At 65.0% G+C, this 16,045-nt stretch carries 13 protein-coding genes; 9 read left to right on the top strand and 4 right to left on the bottom strand.

The window, feature by feature from the left end; genetic code table 11:
• The first annotated feature begins 32 nt into the window (after positions 1 to 32).
• The gene (locus ABLE92_RS12350) at positions 33 to 875 is read left to right on the top strand and encodes a GAF domain-containing protein (protein WP_348805051.1); all 843 of its coding nucleotides are present in this window, start codon (positions 33 to 35) and stop codon (positions 873 to 875) included.
• A 593-nt stretch (positions 876 to 1,468) separates the two neighbouring features.
• On the opposite strand, the gene ABLE92_RS12345 is transcribed toward ABLE92_RS12350, so the two are convergent.
• Together ABLE92_RS12345 and ABLE92_RS12340 are read right to left on the bottom strand one after the other, a co-directional pair.
• Positions 1,469 to 1,942 (bottom strand): SRPBCC family protein, encoded by a 474-nt coding sequence (locus ABLE92_RS12345; RefSeq protein WP_348805050.1) that lies wholly within the window; start codon positions 1,940 to 1,942, stop codon positions 1,469 to 1,471.
• 108 nt (positions 1,943 to 2,050) lie between these two features.
• On the bottom strand, positions 2,051 to 2,458 hold the full coding sequence (locus ABLE92_RS12340) for a hypothetical protein (protein WP_348805049.1): 408 nt from the start codon (positions 2,456 to 2,458) through the stop codon (positions 2,051 to 2,053).
• A gap of 315 nt (positions 2,459 to 2,773) precedes the next feature.
• On the opposite strand from ABLE92_RS12340, the gene ABLE92_RS12335 reads away from it, so the two are divergent.
• From ABLE92_RS12335 to ABLE92_RS12325, 3 genes are read left to right on the top strand one after another with little or no spacing between them, the layout of a single operon-like run.
• Entirely contained in the window at positions 2,774 to 3,448 is a 675-nt protein-coding gene (locus ABLE92_RS12335; protein WP_348805048.1) for a hypothetical protein, read from the top strand.
• The gene (locus ABLE92_RS12330) at positions 3,441 to 3,947 is read left to right on the top strand and encodes a hypothetical protein (protein ID WP_348805047.1); all 507 of its coding nucleotides are present in this window, start codon (positions 3,441 to 3,443) and stop codon (positions 3,945 to 3,947) included. The genes ABLE92_RS12335 and ABLE92_RS12330 overlap by 8 nt, the downstream gene beginning before the upstream one ends.
• Complete coding sequence (locus ABLE92_RS12325) at positions 3,931 to 4,425, top strand: DUF7689 domain-containing protein (RefSeq protein ID WP_348805046.1); 495 nt, start codon at positions 3,931 to 3,933, stop codon at positions 4,423 to 4,425. Before ABLE92_RS12330 ends, ABLE92_RS12325 begins: the two co-directional genes overlap by 17 nt.
• On the opposite strand, the gene ABLE92_RS12320 is transcribed toward ABLE92_RS12325, so the two are convergent.
• Complete coding sequence (locus ABLE92_RS12320) at positions 4,394 to 7,519, bottom strand: hypothetical protein (protein ID WP_348805045.1); 3,126 nt, start codon at positions 7,517 to 7,519, stop codon at positions 4,394 to 4,396. The genes ABLE92_RS12325 and ABLE92_RS12320 overlap by 32 nt on opposite strands.
• Positions 7,520 to 7,777: 258 nt before the next feature.
• Between ABLE92_RS12320 and ABLE92_RS12315 the strand changes: the two genes are divergently transcribed.
• Entirely contained in the window at positions 7,778 to 9,265 is a 1,488-nt protein-coding gene (locus ABLE92_RS12315) for a hypothetical protein (protein WP_348805044.1), read from the top strand.
• A gap of 48 nt (positions 9,266 to 9,313) precedes the next feature.
• Positions 9,314 to 11,140, top strand: coding sequence for a winged helix DNA-binding protein (locus tag ABLE92_RS12310; RefSeq protein WP_348805043.1), 1,827 nt, complete (start codon positions 9,314 to 9,316; stop codon positions 11,138 to 11,140).
• 37 nt (positions 11,141 to 11,177) lie between these two features.
• Here the strand turns inward: ABLE92_RS12310 and ABLE92_RS12305 are convergent, their stop codons facing one another.
• Positions 11,178 to 12,383, bottom strand: a complete 1,206-nt coding sequence (locus tag ABLE92_RS12305) for a hypothetical protein (protein WP_348805042.1) — start codon at positions 12,381 to 12,383, stop codon at positions 11,178 to 11,180.
• 600 nt (positions 12,384 to 12,983) lie between these two features.
• On the opposite strand from ABLE92_RS12305, the gene ABLE92_RS12300 reads away from it, so the two are divergent.
• From ABLE92_RS12300 to ABLE92_RS12290, 3 genes are read left to right on the top strand one after another with little or no spacing between them, the layout of a single operon-like run.
• Positions 12,984 to 13,622 (top strand): response regulator transcription factor, encoded by a 639-nt coding sequence (locus ABLE92_RS12300; protein ID WP_348805128.1) that lies wholly within the window; start codon positions 12,984 to 12,986, stop codon positions 13,620 to 13,622.
• Between the two features lie 52 nt (positions 13,623 to 13,674).
• Positions 13,675 to 14,895, top strand: a complete 1,221-nt coding sequence (locus tag ABLE92_RS12295; RefSeq protein ID WP_348805041.1) for a sensor histidine kinase — start codon at positions 13,675 to 13,677, stop codon at positions 14,893 to 14,895.
• Positions 14,892 to 15,935, top strand: coding sequence for a DUF8320 family protein (locus tag ABLE92_RS12290; protein ID WP_348805040.1), 1,044 nt, complete (start codon positions 14,892 to 14,894; stop codon positions 15,933 to 15,935). Before ABLE92_RS12295 ends, ABLE92_RS12290 begins: the two co-directional genes overlap by 4 nt.
• Positions 15,936 to 16,045 lie beyond the last annotated feature (110 nt).

Here is a 16,045-nt window from a genome sequence, read left to right as displayed (position 1 = left end):
ACCATTCGGCCGAGCAGCACTATGGTGTGACCGTGGCAGACGGATGGTTTCTGGTGGAGACCGCGGGGGAGGCACCCGCGGTGCTCATGATCGGCGCCCGCTCCAAGCAGTGGCGACCCCTGTCGAACGAGTTCCGAGGATCGGTGCACAAGACCGTGCTGCGGCTCGTCGACACCGTCCTCAACAACGTCAAGCAGTCGCAGGTGCTGCTCGACGTGGCCGGCCCCCGCCTGGCGTTGGCGTCGCCGGTGCTGGGGCCGGGCCGCCAGGTGCACGGAGTACTGATGTGGATCGGCGACCCCACCGCCCAGCCACCCGCCGAACCGCCCAGCCAGGCATGGGAATGGACCCTGGAACAACCCCCTCGGCTGATCGCGTCGCCCTCGACCGATCCACGACACCCCCTGCCGCAGAGCATGACCGAATGGCTCTCCGGGTTCGCCCGCCCGAGTGACGTGGTTCGGATGGCGCACGAGATGCGCGCACCTCAGGTGGGATGTCACACGACCGGGGAGTGGGTGGCACTCGACGGAACCGTCCACCGGTACGCCCACCGATGTGTCGCAACCTTCGACGGCCCGCGCATGCTCGGCGTCTCGGTCACCCTGCCCGACACCGTCATTCCCGAGAACAACGACCTGCTCGCCCGAACCCTCACCGACACCACCGCCGCCGCCACAGGACTCGCCCCCGCCCTACTGTGGCCCGACGGCCGGGTGGTGGCATGGCTGTCGTCAACGCGCCCCGACCTCGACGACGACGCGCTTCACGGCCGGGCCGCGGCCCCCACGCCCGCCCACACATCCGAGATGGCCGGTGCCGCAGGCTTTACCGTGGTTTTCTTCCCGACCCGCCGCCCACCGCTGGTCGACTAGCCCCGCCCATCCCGCCGGGCGAGCTCTTACAGTAACTCGTTGGTCGAGCCGGGCGGAGCGCCAGCCTTGCGTTGAGCTCCGTCGAAGCGGAGCCCGCGTCGAGACCTTACTTCGTTGGTCGAGCCGGGCGGAGCGCCAGCCTTGCGTTGAGCTCCGTCGAAGCGGAGCCCGTGTCGAGACCTTACTTCGTTGGTCGAGCCGGGCGGAGCGCCAGCCTTGCGTTGAGCTCCGTCGAAGCGGAGCCCGTGTCGAGACCTCGCAAGACGACAGCGCAACGCACGCAACACCTTCCGATCCCGCACGCGACCAGCACCCCAACCCGCCGGTCGAAACCCTTACTTCGTTGGTCGAGCCGGGCGCCCATTCCGCCGGTCGAAACCCTTACTTCGTTGGTCGAGCCGGGCGGAGCGCCAGCGGAGCCCGTGTCGAGACCGCGTAAGCCGAAAGCGGTACGCATGCAACACCATCCACCAGCATTCCGTCAGACAGCCGAGCGCCTCATCCCGCCGGCCGAGCCGGGCGGAGCGCCAGCCTCACGTTGAGCCGCGTCGAAGCGGAGCCCGAGTCGAGACCTCAGGAATCAACGCTGGAACTCACCCACCCACCGCCTCAAGCACTTCCGGGTCCTCGCAGCCACGGGCGAATCCGGCGATGCGTTTGTCGATGTCGCGACCCAACCACCACATACCGATCCGTTCAGCGACCGGGGCGAGCCACGCGGGACGGCAACTGAAGTTGTAGCGCCAGGTGGCGAGCGTCGCCCCGTCGCCGTTGTCGGTGAATCGCCATCCACCGGCGAGCTTTTCGAAGAACCACGGTCCGCGGACCATCTTCATGCCGACGGTGGTGGGTGGCCGATACGACACGTACTCGCTGACCATCGAGAAACCCATGCGATGCCGGGTGAACGTCTGGACACCTTTGCCCGGTTCGGTGGCGTCGCCGAGGAAGTGCTGGTTGGCGATGAACGGATCCCACCGCAACCGGACCTCACCGGTGGTCTGTGACACCGCGAAGGCGATGTCGGGGGTCACCGGCACGACGACGGAGGATTCGACGACGGGCATGGCTTCACCCTATCCGGGAGTGACTACCAATCGGCACAGGTGATGCATCCCGCGGGGGTTATCTGTCGAGAAGTCGTCCGGTAGCCGTCCCGACCTCGGCGCCAGGTCTCACTCGCACACTTCGCTGATGTTGAGTGTGGCACCGTAGAAGTGCCGCGGATAGCTGTAGCCGGAGATGGTCACCTGCTCCAGCCGGGGAGCATCGGACTGGACCTGCGCATCGGGGTAGGCGCGGGCGGCGGCAGCCAACTCGCGAAGAGCGGGATTGATCGCCGCCGGCTCTGTGCCACCGTTGCGGACGGTGACGGCCGCAGCGGCGTCGTAGGCCGCGCAGAGTTCGGTCCGAGTGGTTGGGCCGTTGTCGGTGGTGGTTGCGCCGGAATTATCCAAAGGGTCTGTCACGACAGGCAGATCCACGTCGACGGCCGGCGGTGTGGCCGTCTCGGTTGCGGTGGCGGTGCTGCGGGAGTCCAGGACGATCCACCCGATCAACGCGACGAGGAGAACTGCCAGCACCACAGCAAGGCCGATGAGAACGTTGCGTGTCGTGCGAGACCCTCCCGCCTGGGGCGGATGACCGGGTCCATACGGTGGTTGCGACGTCATCTGTCGACGGCCTCGGGGTCGCATTCCATGGGTGGAGGCTAACACCGTGACGGATCTATGGCGCTGCGATGGTGACAGATCCGAGGAAGCTCTCGACGCCCGGAATCAGGTGCACAACCCGGCGTACGCACCCGCCTGTGGGCAGATCCTGGCAATGGACGCGAGATGTGCCATGATCGTGGAGTCGTCGTCGTGACCTGCAGGAAGAGGTTGGACTTGGTCAGCATGGACGCAGTGCGGGTGCCCCGGGCGGGCATCCCGGTATTCCACGCGCTCGCAGTGCTGGACGAAGTGCGTTATCTGGATCTGATCGGCCGGCTTTCGACGCGAGATCTGAACACAATCGCGCGCATGCTGTCGGAGGTCCGATCCGTAGTCGGGGATGTCTGGTCAGAGCGGCTATGCGCCGCGTTCGTGACCCACATGGTGTCCATGGCGACGCTGCGGACGAGCAATGGGTTCGACGTGGCCGAGATGGCTGAACACTTGGCCTCCGACATTGACGCCGAGCTCGACGACGCGACGACGAGCACTCAGCTGACATCGAGGCTGCGCGACATGCTGACGGTCCTGAGCCTCGCGGCTCTCGGCAAGGCCGTCGATATCTCGCAGCAGGCGGATCGGATGCTTCACATTCCGCGGATCATCACGGACACGCGGCCGGTGTTCGATGAGGATGCGGCGCTCGGACCGATTGGTGCGGTCATTCAGCACACGCTTCGTGTGGAGTTCCTCGAGGACGGTGAGTATCGTTCGACGAGTTTCACACTGACGCCAGGCGACCTGCGCCGCCTCAAGGTGATGGTGGAGCGTGCCGAGATCAAGGAGGCATCGTTGGCGCATCTATTGGACCAGACGGACCTGACCCTCTTCGACCTGTCCGGTGACCGCGATGACTGACCCGCGTTCAGTTGATTCTAGTGAGGGACAGGACTTTTCGATTTCCTCCGAGCTTCCGATTCCATCGGCGGTTGCTCTGGCCCACTGCGCCCACCAGTACATCGACAACTCGGAGATGTCCTACGATACGACGCCACGAGTGCCCGGGTATTCGGAGGTTCTGTCATCGCAACAGGCCGATGACGAGATTCGAAGTACGAGTGAAACAGCCCGAATTGCAGACGAGTTCGCAGAATTGCGCGATCGTTGGCGGGAGAAAACCGGTCACTACTCGGTCATGATGGATGCGGTGATCGTGCCGGAGTATCAACGCATCATCGGCATGGGGGAGGCTGCCCTTCCACTCATCATCGAGTGTCTGAAAGAACCCGGTCCCGAATGGTTTTGGGCGTTGATCGCCATTGTCGGTGTTGATCACGCGGCGGGGGCCACCACGGTGACCGAAGCGTGTGATCGGTGGATCGAGTGGTACGAGAAGGACCGTGCACAGCTTCACTGAGCGCCAACTGCTGGAACGCCGGGTTCCCGTTCTCTACCGCAGGACGTACGAGATCACGTCCCCGCCAGATGGCAGCTACAACTGTGCTGCATGGGCCGCTGAGGACGATTCGCAGTGGTGGGAGCCCACACCGAATCCGGTCGGTGGATGGTTCTGGCCCGCTGGTGTGCCACGGGTGAAGACAATTGATGCTTATGTCGAGGCATTTGAGAGCATCGGCTACGAGGTCTGCGACGACGACAGCCTGGAGGAGGGCTACCAGAAGGTGGTGCTCTACGGCTCCCGAGGTTTCTTCCTACACGCAGCGCGTCAACTGCCTGATGGTCGTTGGGCCTCCAAGTTGGGCATGTGCCAGGACATCGAACATCCCACAGCCGACACCCTCGAGGGCGGGGACTACGGCAACATCCTGGTGAGATTGCGCCGGCGCCGAGAGCGGGCCGACGTCACCCCACCGGCTGACACACCAACGCTTTGAGCGCACTCAATCCCGGTGAACGGGAGCCGTCCGCGCCGCACAACGCACCGGTTCCCGCCGCATTCTGTAGTTGTCGGACGCTGGCCTCGGACAGCGTCCACCCCAGTGGCACTTCGACGTTGGGCAGCAGCGGCGGCGCCGCTGTGATCACCGAACCACTCAGCGTGGCACCCAGCGGACCCTTCACCTGCGCGAGCAACTCCTGGCGTGCGTCGTCGCAGGCAGTGTCGACGGGTAGCTGCGTCGTCGGCGACTGTCCGGGCGACGGCGGCCGGCTACATGTGAGCGCGAGCGCGTTGCTGATGCGTTGCGTGGAGGCGGCCGTACCGGCCAGTGCGGCATGCGTATTGAGGTATCCGGTCACCGGGACGAGCGTTTCGACGGTGGCTTTCGGATTCTCCGCGCTCGCGGGGTCCTGGGGCTCGTCGTCGAGGTAGACGACGAGCGGAACGATGTACCCCCGGGCGTTGCCGGCGCTCACTCGCGCATTGTGTTCGGCCGCAAGGACACTGATCTGCGGAGCGAGGTCGGCGATGGTCGCCAATCCGCTTCCGTCGGCGTACCCACCGTCGATGAACTGCCAGGCGTTGTCCTCGCACGGGCCACTCGACGCGCTGACACGTCCCGACGGCGTGACGTAGGGGAAGCGTGCCGAGAGCATCGCAGCGGTTGCCCACGACATCGTCGGAAGGCACGGCGCGAAGAGGTCCGCGAAATCGACCGCCGCAGCGGGCTGGCCATCGGCACTCGAGCACCCGACGGTGTCCGGGTCGCCGGTGTTCTCCCGCCCCGCCTCGGCGTCCGAGGGCGGCACCGGGATCGTGACACCTGTCTGGAGCTGACTGACCAGCACGCGGCAGTGCGGGCCCACCGACGTGGAGTTCAGGATCAACGGTCCGGTCGGTGAGCCGGCAGCCGTCCACGGGAACGTCTCACCGAGAGGGGGAACCTGTGTGGCCCAGCCCTGTTCGATGAGTGCCGCGCGATCCGACCATTGTGGGCCCGAGTTCTCCAGTTGGGCACGGATTCCGGTGCCCGACGCGACGGGATCACCGATGACGGTCCCGGCAAGCCCGGCTGCGATGACGTCGGGATCGGCCAGGTTCGCACCCGCCTGCCGGATGGCCCGTGCGGCGTCGATGGACTGCCGGACCGTAGGCGTGTTGTTGCCGTACCGTGCGTAGGCCTCGGCGCGGGTTAGCGCCAGCCCCACCGAGCCGCCGCTGACTCCACTGGACGCGAAAACAGCACTGCGACAGTTCTGCTGGGCATCGTCGGCGTCGTCAGATGCTTGCGTGATCGACGCCATTGCGCTTGCGGTCCACACCGCGGCACGGATGCCGCCACCACTGGCGGCCACGATCACCAACGGCCGCGTACCCGGGCAACCGTCCGTCCGGTCGACCCACGACGTGAATGCGGCCGCGACGTCGGTGCGATCACTCGGTGAGTCCGAGGATCCCGGCCGTGCCTTCACCGCGTGCAGATCGGGGTCGCCGCCCGCCCAGCCGACGATCACCAGCAGGATCGCCGTGAGTGACAGGACCGGGGCAGCCTCCATCCGGAAGAACGTGAAGATCTCCGGCGGCCGCCGGAACTGCAGGCCAATGATGATGGCGCCGAGCAGGATCGGCCACACGCCGATGCCGATCGTGACCGTACCCATGACGCCGAAGAACTCGGAAATGTGGGCGGGCCACGCCACGTAGGCAAGAACGAATCCGCTCCCGACAACCATCAGCAGAGCGACCGACGTGCGGAAGAACTCCGGCTTGGTGACGGACCCTGCGAGGTCGATCAGCCGGTCCCAGAGGACGGCGACGACCACCGATCCGACGCCGACGAGAAGCCATCCGGCAATCAGCACGGCGACCTGTGTCCAGACGAGAGGTTCCGGGCCGGTGATCCCGACGACCACCGGCGCGGTGAACGCCCGGATCAATCCGATGATGGCGACGGCCAACACCAGAATGACCGACACGTTGCCCACGACCTGAACCTGGCGGCCGGTGATCGGTGGAGGCGGTTTGGTGGTGGCGTCGTCGGCGGCGTCATTGCCCTGGGGTTCCCGACAAAGTCGTCGCCGGGCCGCTGACACGACGACGGTCACCACGAACGCAGCGATGAAGATCCAGAAGCTCTTGCCGTCGACGAGGTACGAACACCCCGTGGCGAACAGCCACACCCCGGCGATCGCCACGACGACAGGCGGAATCAGCCACGGCCACAGCAATGCCCGTGCGGTCAGCCCGGCGTTCTTGTCGGACTCCTTCTCCGCCGCCAGTTTCGCGCGCCATGAGCCGATGACGTAGAGCGCAACGGCGATGAGTGCGAACAGGAACGGAAGGAACCAGTAGTAGCGTGGGCCCTCGTCGAGGACGCGGCGTTGTGCATCGGGGATCTGATCGAGCTCTCCCGGGATCGGTGGCAGCGTCAGCACGCCCAGGAGTACCGCGGTCAGCACGGACAGTCGTTGCACCCAGACGGGGCGATACCAGGTGCGACACCACGTCCGCACATGACCGCGAAGGTTGGTGTTGCGGCCGATCGTGACCGCCAACGCGATGACCGTCGCCCACTTCACCAGCGCGACGATGGCGATGGCCGACCGTAGCGCCCCGGGCACCGCCCCGCCGGATACGCCGACCGCAGCAGCGATCAACAGGATGGCCTCGACGACCTCGGCGGCAATCAGTGCGGCAAGGATGCCCAACGCGATCCGGTTGGTGCCACCCGTGCGTCGGGGAGCGAACAGAAGAATCAGCCGACACAACAGATACCCGTAACACACGAAAAACACTGCGTCGAAAAGGGTATGGAATCCGATGAGCCCAGCGACTCCATCCCCGAGGTTGGCCATGGTCGCGGTGCCGGGAACCATCGTCGACCCGAGATCGGTCCACGAATCCCAGCCGCTACGGTTGCCCCATGCACCCGGACCCACGATGGCCGCGATGGTCGAGTGGGTTCCCGACACCGAACTGCGGCCGATGATGCGGTCGACCTCGGTGAGCGCGATCAGCGCGGAGACCCCACCGAAAAACGTTACCCAGCCGAAGATTCGGTGAAGCATGGTCGTGTTGCCAACGCTCATGTCCTGCTCCCGTGTCCGGTTCAGCTGACTCGGCAGCCATCGTTCCACAGTGGCTGCAGGCGCAAGCGTGTATTGGATGGGTTGCGCCGGCGACGAACACCACCCTCAGCAAGGCGAAACGTACCCACCCGACTGACCCCCAAGCCGGCGCGGGCGACGGAAGCCCTAAACCAATAGCCGCTCTTACGATATCGCGGCCCAATGAGATGTCTTACCTGACTGGTAGCGTCCGCTCGACCACCCGTACCAGGAGGAAAGATGGCGAACCCCACAGCATCCGAGGGCCCCGACCTTGCCGCACTATGTGCACGCATCGCAGCGTCGGTCGACGTCGTCGAGGTGTTGACCGTCCTACTCTCGTTCTGTCGAGCCAACGCTCACGTCTGTGCGGCGATGGTCCAGTCCAGCGAAGGCCGATCGACGATGGCCGCCATCGCCAATAGAGCTCGACGCCGTCTGCGGTCGTCCTACCTATCCGCGACCGATCGGGATGCGATCATCGACGTTCTCGCATCGCATGATCCGATATTGGCTGCCCGCGGAATCGCCGTGGGTATCGACCAGTTCGTTCACGGCATGGGCTATCGGACGTATCGCGCGCTCCTCGTGGGGCGGGGGCCAAGGGATCTGAAAGACGAATCACCCTATCCGACGACACCTGTCGACTTGACGACTCTCTACCCTGGGCTCCGCGGGTTCACGTCGTTGCCACGCGACGCGGGCAGTGTCCTCGCCGTCGATCGAGTGGGCGGGTTGGCGTTGTGGAACGCCGCCGAGTTCGGTTCATTGCGCGTGATTTACGATCCTGATGCCGGCGCTGCGCTGGATCACGCTCTCGGTGACAGCGTGTCGGCGCTCCTGATGACCCCCAATCAGCGATTGGCGCAGGAGTTTACTATTGACGAAGTGTCGACATCAGGCTTCTTCGGCGTGAGGGTGGTCGACAAGGCTCGTCAGAATCAGATCTTCGCGTGGGCGCTCGACCACTGCCGAACCAATGGCGTTGAGCTACTGATGCTTCCGGAGCTGTCGGCAACCGAGAGCTTCGGTGACATTGTTGATGCGGCCGTGAACAGCCATGAATCGAAGAGTAGCGCTGCGTTCTACCCGTCGGTTGTCCTCGCGGGTTCTGAGCACACAGAGGCGGACGGACGTCGCGTCAACCGGATGTCGATTATGTATCCCCGTGACCGGCATCACGTCGTTCACGACAAGATTGGGCGATATGTCAACGGCCCCAGCGAAGTTCGTACGGCAGACGGGTGGACCACAAATCTCGCGGGAGAGGAGAACATTGACAGATCGACAGTGTTGCATGTGCACGCCGGTATCAGGTGGTCGATGATTCCACTGATCTGCGCGGATTTCCTCGACGAAACCGTGGTCGATGCGGTTGCAGCCTTGCATCCGACATTGGTGCTGGTGTCGGCGATGACCGAGAAGACCGGGGGATTCGAGAACTCGGCGGGGACTGTCATCTCCGCAGGCCAGGCCACGGTGATGGTTGCCAATGGGCCGGTGGACTGGTCCGCGGAAGACTCTCCCGACACTTTCGGTGGTGTCGCGACCGCGTTGGTGGTGATGCCGTTCGCGGACAGAGAGGTGGCGAGAGTGCGGCACGTGCCGCGCCCCGAAGATCCTGCGCCGCGCGCCATTGGGTTCAGCATGGCCAGTGCCGGTCTTGAAGTGATCACAACGCCGGACTTTGACTCACGTGCTGACGTTCACGATGATCAGGTCATGTAAGTGTCATGTATCCTGGATTTCTACCGAATGGATGGGTCGGAGGATGGAGTGAATGCATCGGTAAGCGCGCTGCTGGACCTGCTTGATGACGTCGCGACTGTGGAGTCACAGAGCGTCGACCACCTCTTGGGGCAGGTGTCGGCTGAGGTGTTGGCGAGTTCGCCGACGACTGATGACATACAGAAAATCGCAGCTCGCGCACAACTTCATCGCTCACACGTCGGTTCGTTGTCAGAGCAACGCCGGGCTGCTCTCGGCGTCGTCGCCGGACTGTTTCACGCCTTGCAGGCGCAGCGTGCTGCGGGGGCGGATGAGAGTCAACAATCAGTCAAGGAGCGGCTACTGTTCGAGTTGTCGGAGGGACCTGCCGGCCCGACAGCGCTGAGTGAACGCATTGGGAGTCCAGTGGCGGTGACGTCACGTGGTCTGAGTGCGCTCAGGGATCAGGGTCTCGTTCGCCATGTGAACACCCCTGATCCCACCGACCGTCGCCGTCGTATCTATGCGCTGACTCCCCTCGGCGAGACCTTCGTGATGGACCGGCTGGGTGGTGACTACTCGTCTCAGTTGGCTGACACCGCCGGCGAGGCGATGGCTGAGGGGAGCCACCCCGAGGAGGAACTGAGAAACCTCCTCACGGTCATGAAACGAACAGGACCCCGCGACCCGATGACCGCATGCGCCTTGGCACCGACAGTGAACCGTTTGCGCCGACTCGTCAAGGATGCGCGGCTCCAGGCTGAGGCGATCGGGGAACTGAGCGTTGTCGCCCGTACGACCGAGGGCTGCTTCAGTCGCGATGATCTGCGTCTGTGGTACGAGGAGCTCAGTGACCTTGCGGCCGTGCATCCTTCGATCGAGGCCCGTGCCCTCTACGATCGAGGGAGGTGGCGAATGATGTACGAAGACCCAGAGTCGGCGGCGTCGACGGCCGCCGAGGACTTCCGGGCCGCGATTCGCGTTGCGTCGAACTGTGATGACACGGACGATCGACATCATCGAATCGGTTGGTGCGAGTACCAGTTGGCGATGATCGAGTTGCATTCCGGTGATCCCGCAAGCGCGGTGGAAGGCGCCGAGCGTGCGCGAGAAGCCTTCAGCGCCATCGACAACGAACGGTGGGATCCTCGTCAGGGTGAAGTGGCAAGCATGATCCTGCGGGCCCGCGCGCATGCCGCGCTGGGCGGCGACGGGATCAAGGCCGCCCGACGCCTACTCGAGGACATCATTCCGGTCGCGGACGAACATGGATACGTGCGGCAGATGGCCGACGCCCGATTTCATCTGGGCAAACTCGAGGCAGACGATGACCACGAACTCGCAATCGAGAACCTTCACTCGGCGGCCAAGAGATTTGTCGCAGCCGGCAACAACGACAGGGCGGCACTGGCCGCTGCCGCGCGAAGTTCGGTCCGCTTCGCCAGTACAGAGCGATCAACCTTCGACGCGGAGTTGTTCCGTCGTGAACTCGACAGTGTTGCAAAGCGTTTGAATGATCCTGGCCAAGGTGCGTACCCGTCGGCGCACTACTGGCAGCAAGGCACCGTGTGGCACAGTCTTGCCGTACTGGCAGCCGATACCGGCCACGAATCCGAGGCAATGTCCGCGTGGAAGAACGCCTTCGACAGCTTCGGAAAGGCTCGGAGCGCCCGACACCAAGCGCGGGTACTTGCAGCTATGTGGAGGCGCATCGGTAAGTCAGGAACCCCATCCACTCAGGATCTCCACGATCTCGCTCATCGTGTCGGTATCGGCAGGCTCGATAGTGCAGTCGTGGCTGCGGCACTGGCTGATGTGACGGAGGTCGCCATGCACGGTCCTGAACTGCCCGCGCCAGGTACGGATGAGATCATTACGTCCCTGCTGAGGTTGTGAGACAGTTCGCGGGCGAGGGAGGCCTCCGTGGGGATATCTATCCTAGACCAAACTTGTTCACCCGCTGCACTTCCGCAGTACGTTCCCGCGCACCCAGGAGCTCGAAGGCAGCCAGGATATCGGCGTCGTTGCGGATCTTGACGGCAAGACCGTTGTCGATCGAGTAGGCGGATGCGAGAAAAGTGTTGCGCTCCTGCGGCGATGGGTAACGACCCCACGAGCGAATGAAGTGGAAGACCGAGTAGACGGCCAATCCCACGATCGCGACGACGAGGAAACCGATGGTGATGGGATCGGCGCCGTCGGCCGAGGAATCTGCGAATCCTGCGATGATCTTGAGCGTGGGAGCAGCGATCACCAAGACCAGCGCAACCACGGTCACCAAGAATCCGGTCGAATTTCGACCCTCGGGCTCCGGCCAGGAGACCGCCTCGCCGACCTCGGCTCGGCCAATCGTGTGAAGGGCATTGGCCCGGGCTCGGGCGACGGCCTGCGGGTCGGTTGAGCTCTTTCCTTCCAGGATCGACCACGCCGAGTACATCCAGCAGATGAAGCCGACGACGGTCGCGATCACCCCGTACATGAACATTGTGCCCTTGAGGGTTTCCGGGATTCCCCGCACACCAAGGTCGGAGAAGGCGATGATGGCGCCCGCGATCAGGGAGGCGACGCCAGTGAGGAACAGTGCTGCCGAGGCTCGGCGACCGCGCGGGTGCGGATCGCGATCATCGATGGTGGTTCGAAACGCCGCCACCACCCAACCGCAGCCGAATACTGCCGCGGCGAGAAACAGAGCCTCCTCCCACCACCACGGTCCGCCAGGTGTGCGAAACAGCCCGGCGATGACGATGATCATCAGTGTGCCGAGGATTCCGGCAGCAAGGAACGGCTCCCGAAAGATCGACCGCCGGGGTATGAAATCATGGTTGTACCAAGCGAACTCGGTGACAATCACGGAGCTTGTGCCGGGCCGCATGAGGTTCGCTGCGCCATTGTTCGCCCATGCCGGCAGATGGTCGTCGACGATGCACAATGCAGCGCGTTCGGGACTCCGCGTCAACCAGACCGCCGGACGATGCTCCGACAGAACGTCGATTTTTCCCGGTCCCAGATGTGTGCTCATGGCATTTCGGGTCGCGTCGGGGGAGTGTGGACTGAGGGAACAGGTGCGGACCGCGAAGAGCCCATCATCACCGCACGGAATTTGGTGGCGGACTAGCGTGTGGAACGTCGGTGTGGTCATGTCGGCAACTCCTGTGACGAGGTCCCGGAGATGATCATCTGCGCTCGGGATGCACTGGGCGACAGCGTAAACAAGGTTGTGATCGATGCCGCCGCTGCGGGCACACGGCGTGCGTCGTCACCATCGGTGCGTGGCATGGGCCAGTCGGTGTCGTATGGGAACGACCCGATGGTCGGATGGGCGTCGTCGGCAGGATCTCACGCGTTGGCGTCTTCGGACACGGGCCGTCGCGAAGTCTCCTGAGGAGGCTGACCATCCACCTACGCATCGCGACTCCCGGTACGGATCGGCCCCGACAACCAACGGCGAATCTGCCGTCATGATCACTCTGATCCGGATCGTCGTCGTCGATCAATGATCGATACCGAAGTTGGTCCACCCGGCCGACGCATCTTCTGGGGACATCGTTTGTCTCCCTAAGGATTAGGCGGTCAGGGGAAACCACCACGACTGGAGAGGCGCAGTGACCGGAACCCGCACCAACTGACCTGCCCAAACCACCCGCACAAACACACCCAATCGGACATGATGACCCCTATGCCCGACGAGCGTGCACCGGCCGACCAGCACCCATTGGCCGATGAGCCCCCACCGGCCGACATGCCGCGGCGCATCGGCGTCGTCGACGATCACGAGCAGATCGTCCGCGGCCTGCGTGCGACCTTTGACGAGTGCGTCGACCTCGACGTCGTCGCCGGTGCCGACACCGTCGACGCATTGCTCACCCAGACCACCGACCTCGATCTCGTCCTGCTCGACCTGCGTCTTGGTGACGGCAGCACCCCGACATCCAACATCTCCGCGCTGCACGCGGTGGGCCTGCCGATCCTCATCTACACCTCCGGCGACGAACCCTTCCTCATCCGGCAGGCCGCGAGCGAGGGGGTGCTCGGCGTCATCCGCAAGAACGTCCGCGAGAAGGACCTCGTCGACGGTATCCGGCACGCGCTGGCCGGTAACACCGTCGCCGGCATCGACTGGGCGTCGGCGATCGTCTCCGACCACGAGTTCGTCAGCTTGTCGCCTCGGCAGCGGCGCGTCCTGGAACTGTATGCCGCGGGTGAGTCCACCGCGCGCGTCGCCGAGGAGCTGAACCTCTCACCGGAGACGGTCACCGAATACGTCAACCGCATCCGGGCCCGCTACGCCGAGGCCGGCCGTCCCGCGCGCACCAAACCCGACCTGCTCAAACGCGCCATCGAGGACGGGTGGGTACCCATCCCACGCCGGCGCCGGTGACGGGCCCGGCGGAGACGGCAAAGCATGACGGGCAGACGGTGACAGGCCGACGATGAACGCGGTGTCGGCGGTCGAGCACGCGGTCGGCCCAGCGGACCGACAGGCCGGGGTGCGTATCCTCCGACTGATCCCGCAATACCTGGCGCTCGGCTACCTCGTCTATAGCATCCTGCTGTTGCCGACGATTCTCGCGTCGCGGGAGTACATGGCGACGTGGTGGACGGTTGTCTGTTGTGCTGTCACCCTCGGCGCCGGCATCCTGATGGGCCCGCTCAGTTGGCGTGGCGACACCCGACGGCTCCGCATCATCGCCGCAATTCCCATGGCGGGCTATCTGTTTGCGTTGGCGACCTTCGGCTTCGCTTGGAACGGTGTGCCTTTCGACGTTCCCCGCGGGCTGTGGCTGGTGCACTTTCCCGGACTGGCGGTGCTTGCCGCCGGTTTGGCGTTGCGCCCGGCCGCCGCATACGCGGTGCTGATCGTGGTCGGCGTCGGTGTCGGAACCATCAGTCACCTCATCCGACTGGAGGATCTGCGCAGTCCGGTGATCGCGTCGATCGCCTGGGGGATCGGCTTCAGCCTGATCTTCCTCTCGGCGGAGGTGATGGCGATCCGTGCGGCACACACGCTCGATGCGACCCGCGCGCAGGCCTACGAGACCGCGGCGGCCACCGCGGCCAGTCAGGCGCGTTCCGCGGAACGCGGCCGGTTCAATGCCCTCACCCACGACACCGTGATGGCGACTCTGCTGTTGGCCGCGCGCCGCGACCAATCACCCGACCTGGCCCGCAGCGCCGACGCCGCCCTGGCCGCCATCGACGAGGCCGGCGGGCAGGGACCGTCCCGGCAGATCACCGCGGCCGTCGCGTCGAGTCACATCCGCGGCGCCGTCGCGGTGGTCGACCCCACCGTGGCGGTCACCGCGCGAATCGACGACGAGAACGCCACCTGCCCGGAGTATGCGCTCACCGCGATGGCGGCGGCCACCGCCGAGGCCCTGCGCAATGTGGCACGTCACGCCGGCGCGGAGGCCGTCTGCACGGTCACCGTCATCGCCGACGACGATGGATGTCGGGTGCAGGTGCACGACGACGGCATCGGCTTCGATCCGGAGCAGGTGCCGCCCTCGCGGTTCGGTATCGCCGCCAGCATCATCGGACGGATGCAACGCGTGGACGGGGGAGTGGCGCACGTCGCCTCGGAACGTGGGCGGGGCACCACCGTCGACATCGTCTGGACACGCACCGCCGTTCCCGTGGACGTCCGACGATGACCTCGCGAGGCTATGACATCCGCGACGTCCTCGGTATGAAACGCTGGGGCGTCTGGCTCGTCCTCGTCGGATACCTGGTGGCGATTTGGGTGCCGATCGTGGCATCTCGGCACGAGTTCACCTGGCTGGTACCGCCATTGACGGGCGGTGTGCTCATCTCGGCGATGGCGATCGCGGTGGTCATCATCCCCGGTGACCCGATGCCCCTGTGCGCGGCCTGCATGACGGTGGCCGCCGGACCGGTGGCCACCGCGCTTGTTCTGATGGAAACACCGACGAGCAAGGGCAACGCCGTCACGGTGTCGCACAGCGCGGTGATCGGGGTGTATGTGTTCGTCATCCTGCGGGGAGGCCGCGTCCTGCCCTGGTGCGGGCTGGCGGCGATGGCCGGTGTGTATGCGTGGTGGGGCACGCGTACCGGGCAGTCACCGATCGGTGCCGCATTGATGCTCGTCTTCGAGATCGGGCCGCTGGTGATCGGTGTGCTGCTGTCGTCCACACTGCGTTCGACTGCGCGCGAGGTCTTTTCACTGCGTGAGCAGATCACCGATGACGTCGGGAAGACGGCCGCCGAATCGGCCGCCGCCGACGAACGCGCCCAGCAGGTGCACTACCTCGACGCCACCGCACGACCGCTGCTGGAACTGATCGCCACCGGTGCACCGCTCGCCGATGCCCAACGGCTGGATTGCGAAGTGCTCGAAGCACATCTACGCGACCGGATGCGCGCACCCCTGATGACCGAGCTGCACCTCGGCGAGCCGGTCTACCGGGCACGTGTCCGGGGCGTCGACGTCGTGCTCATCGACGACTCCGGCCGCGATCGCGACGACGTGTCGGATGCATTTGCTGTGTCTGTCGCAGAGGCCATTTCGCTGATCGCGACCGAGGTGCTCGACGACGCCGACGACGGCGAGGTGTTCATCCGGATCCCGCCGCCGGGACGTGGGGTGGCCGCCTCGATCCTGCATCGCGGCGCTGACGGCGCGAGTCGTCGCGTCGAGGTCGCCGACGACGGGCAGGTGCGGCTCGCCGGGTAGCCCAACCACCACGAGCCGATCCGCTCGGCCACCGGCGCGCCCCACGAATTGCCAACCGCCGCCGAACTCTCGGTCCGTAACTCGAGGTTCCAGCCAGCATCGGTGATGGT

Source organism: Gordonia oleivorans, from assembly GCF_040044975.1.
GTDB classification, from domain to species: domain Bacteria; phylum Actinomycetota; class Actinomycetes; order Mycobacteriales; family Mycobacteriaceae; genus Gordonia; species Gordonia oleivorans.
The sequence above is the reverse complement of the archived record's forward strand: the minus strand, read 5'-3'. Positions and strand labels throughout refer to the sequence as shown.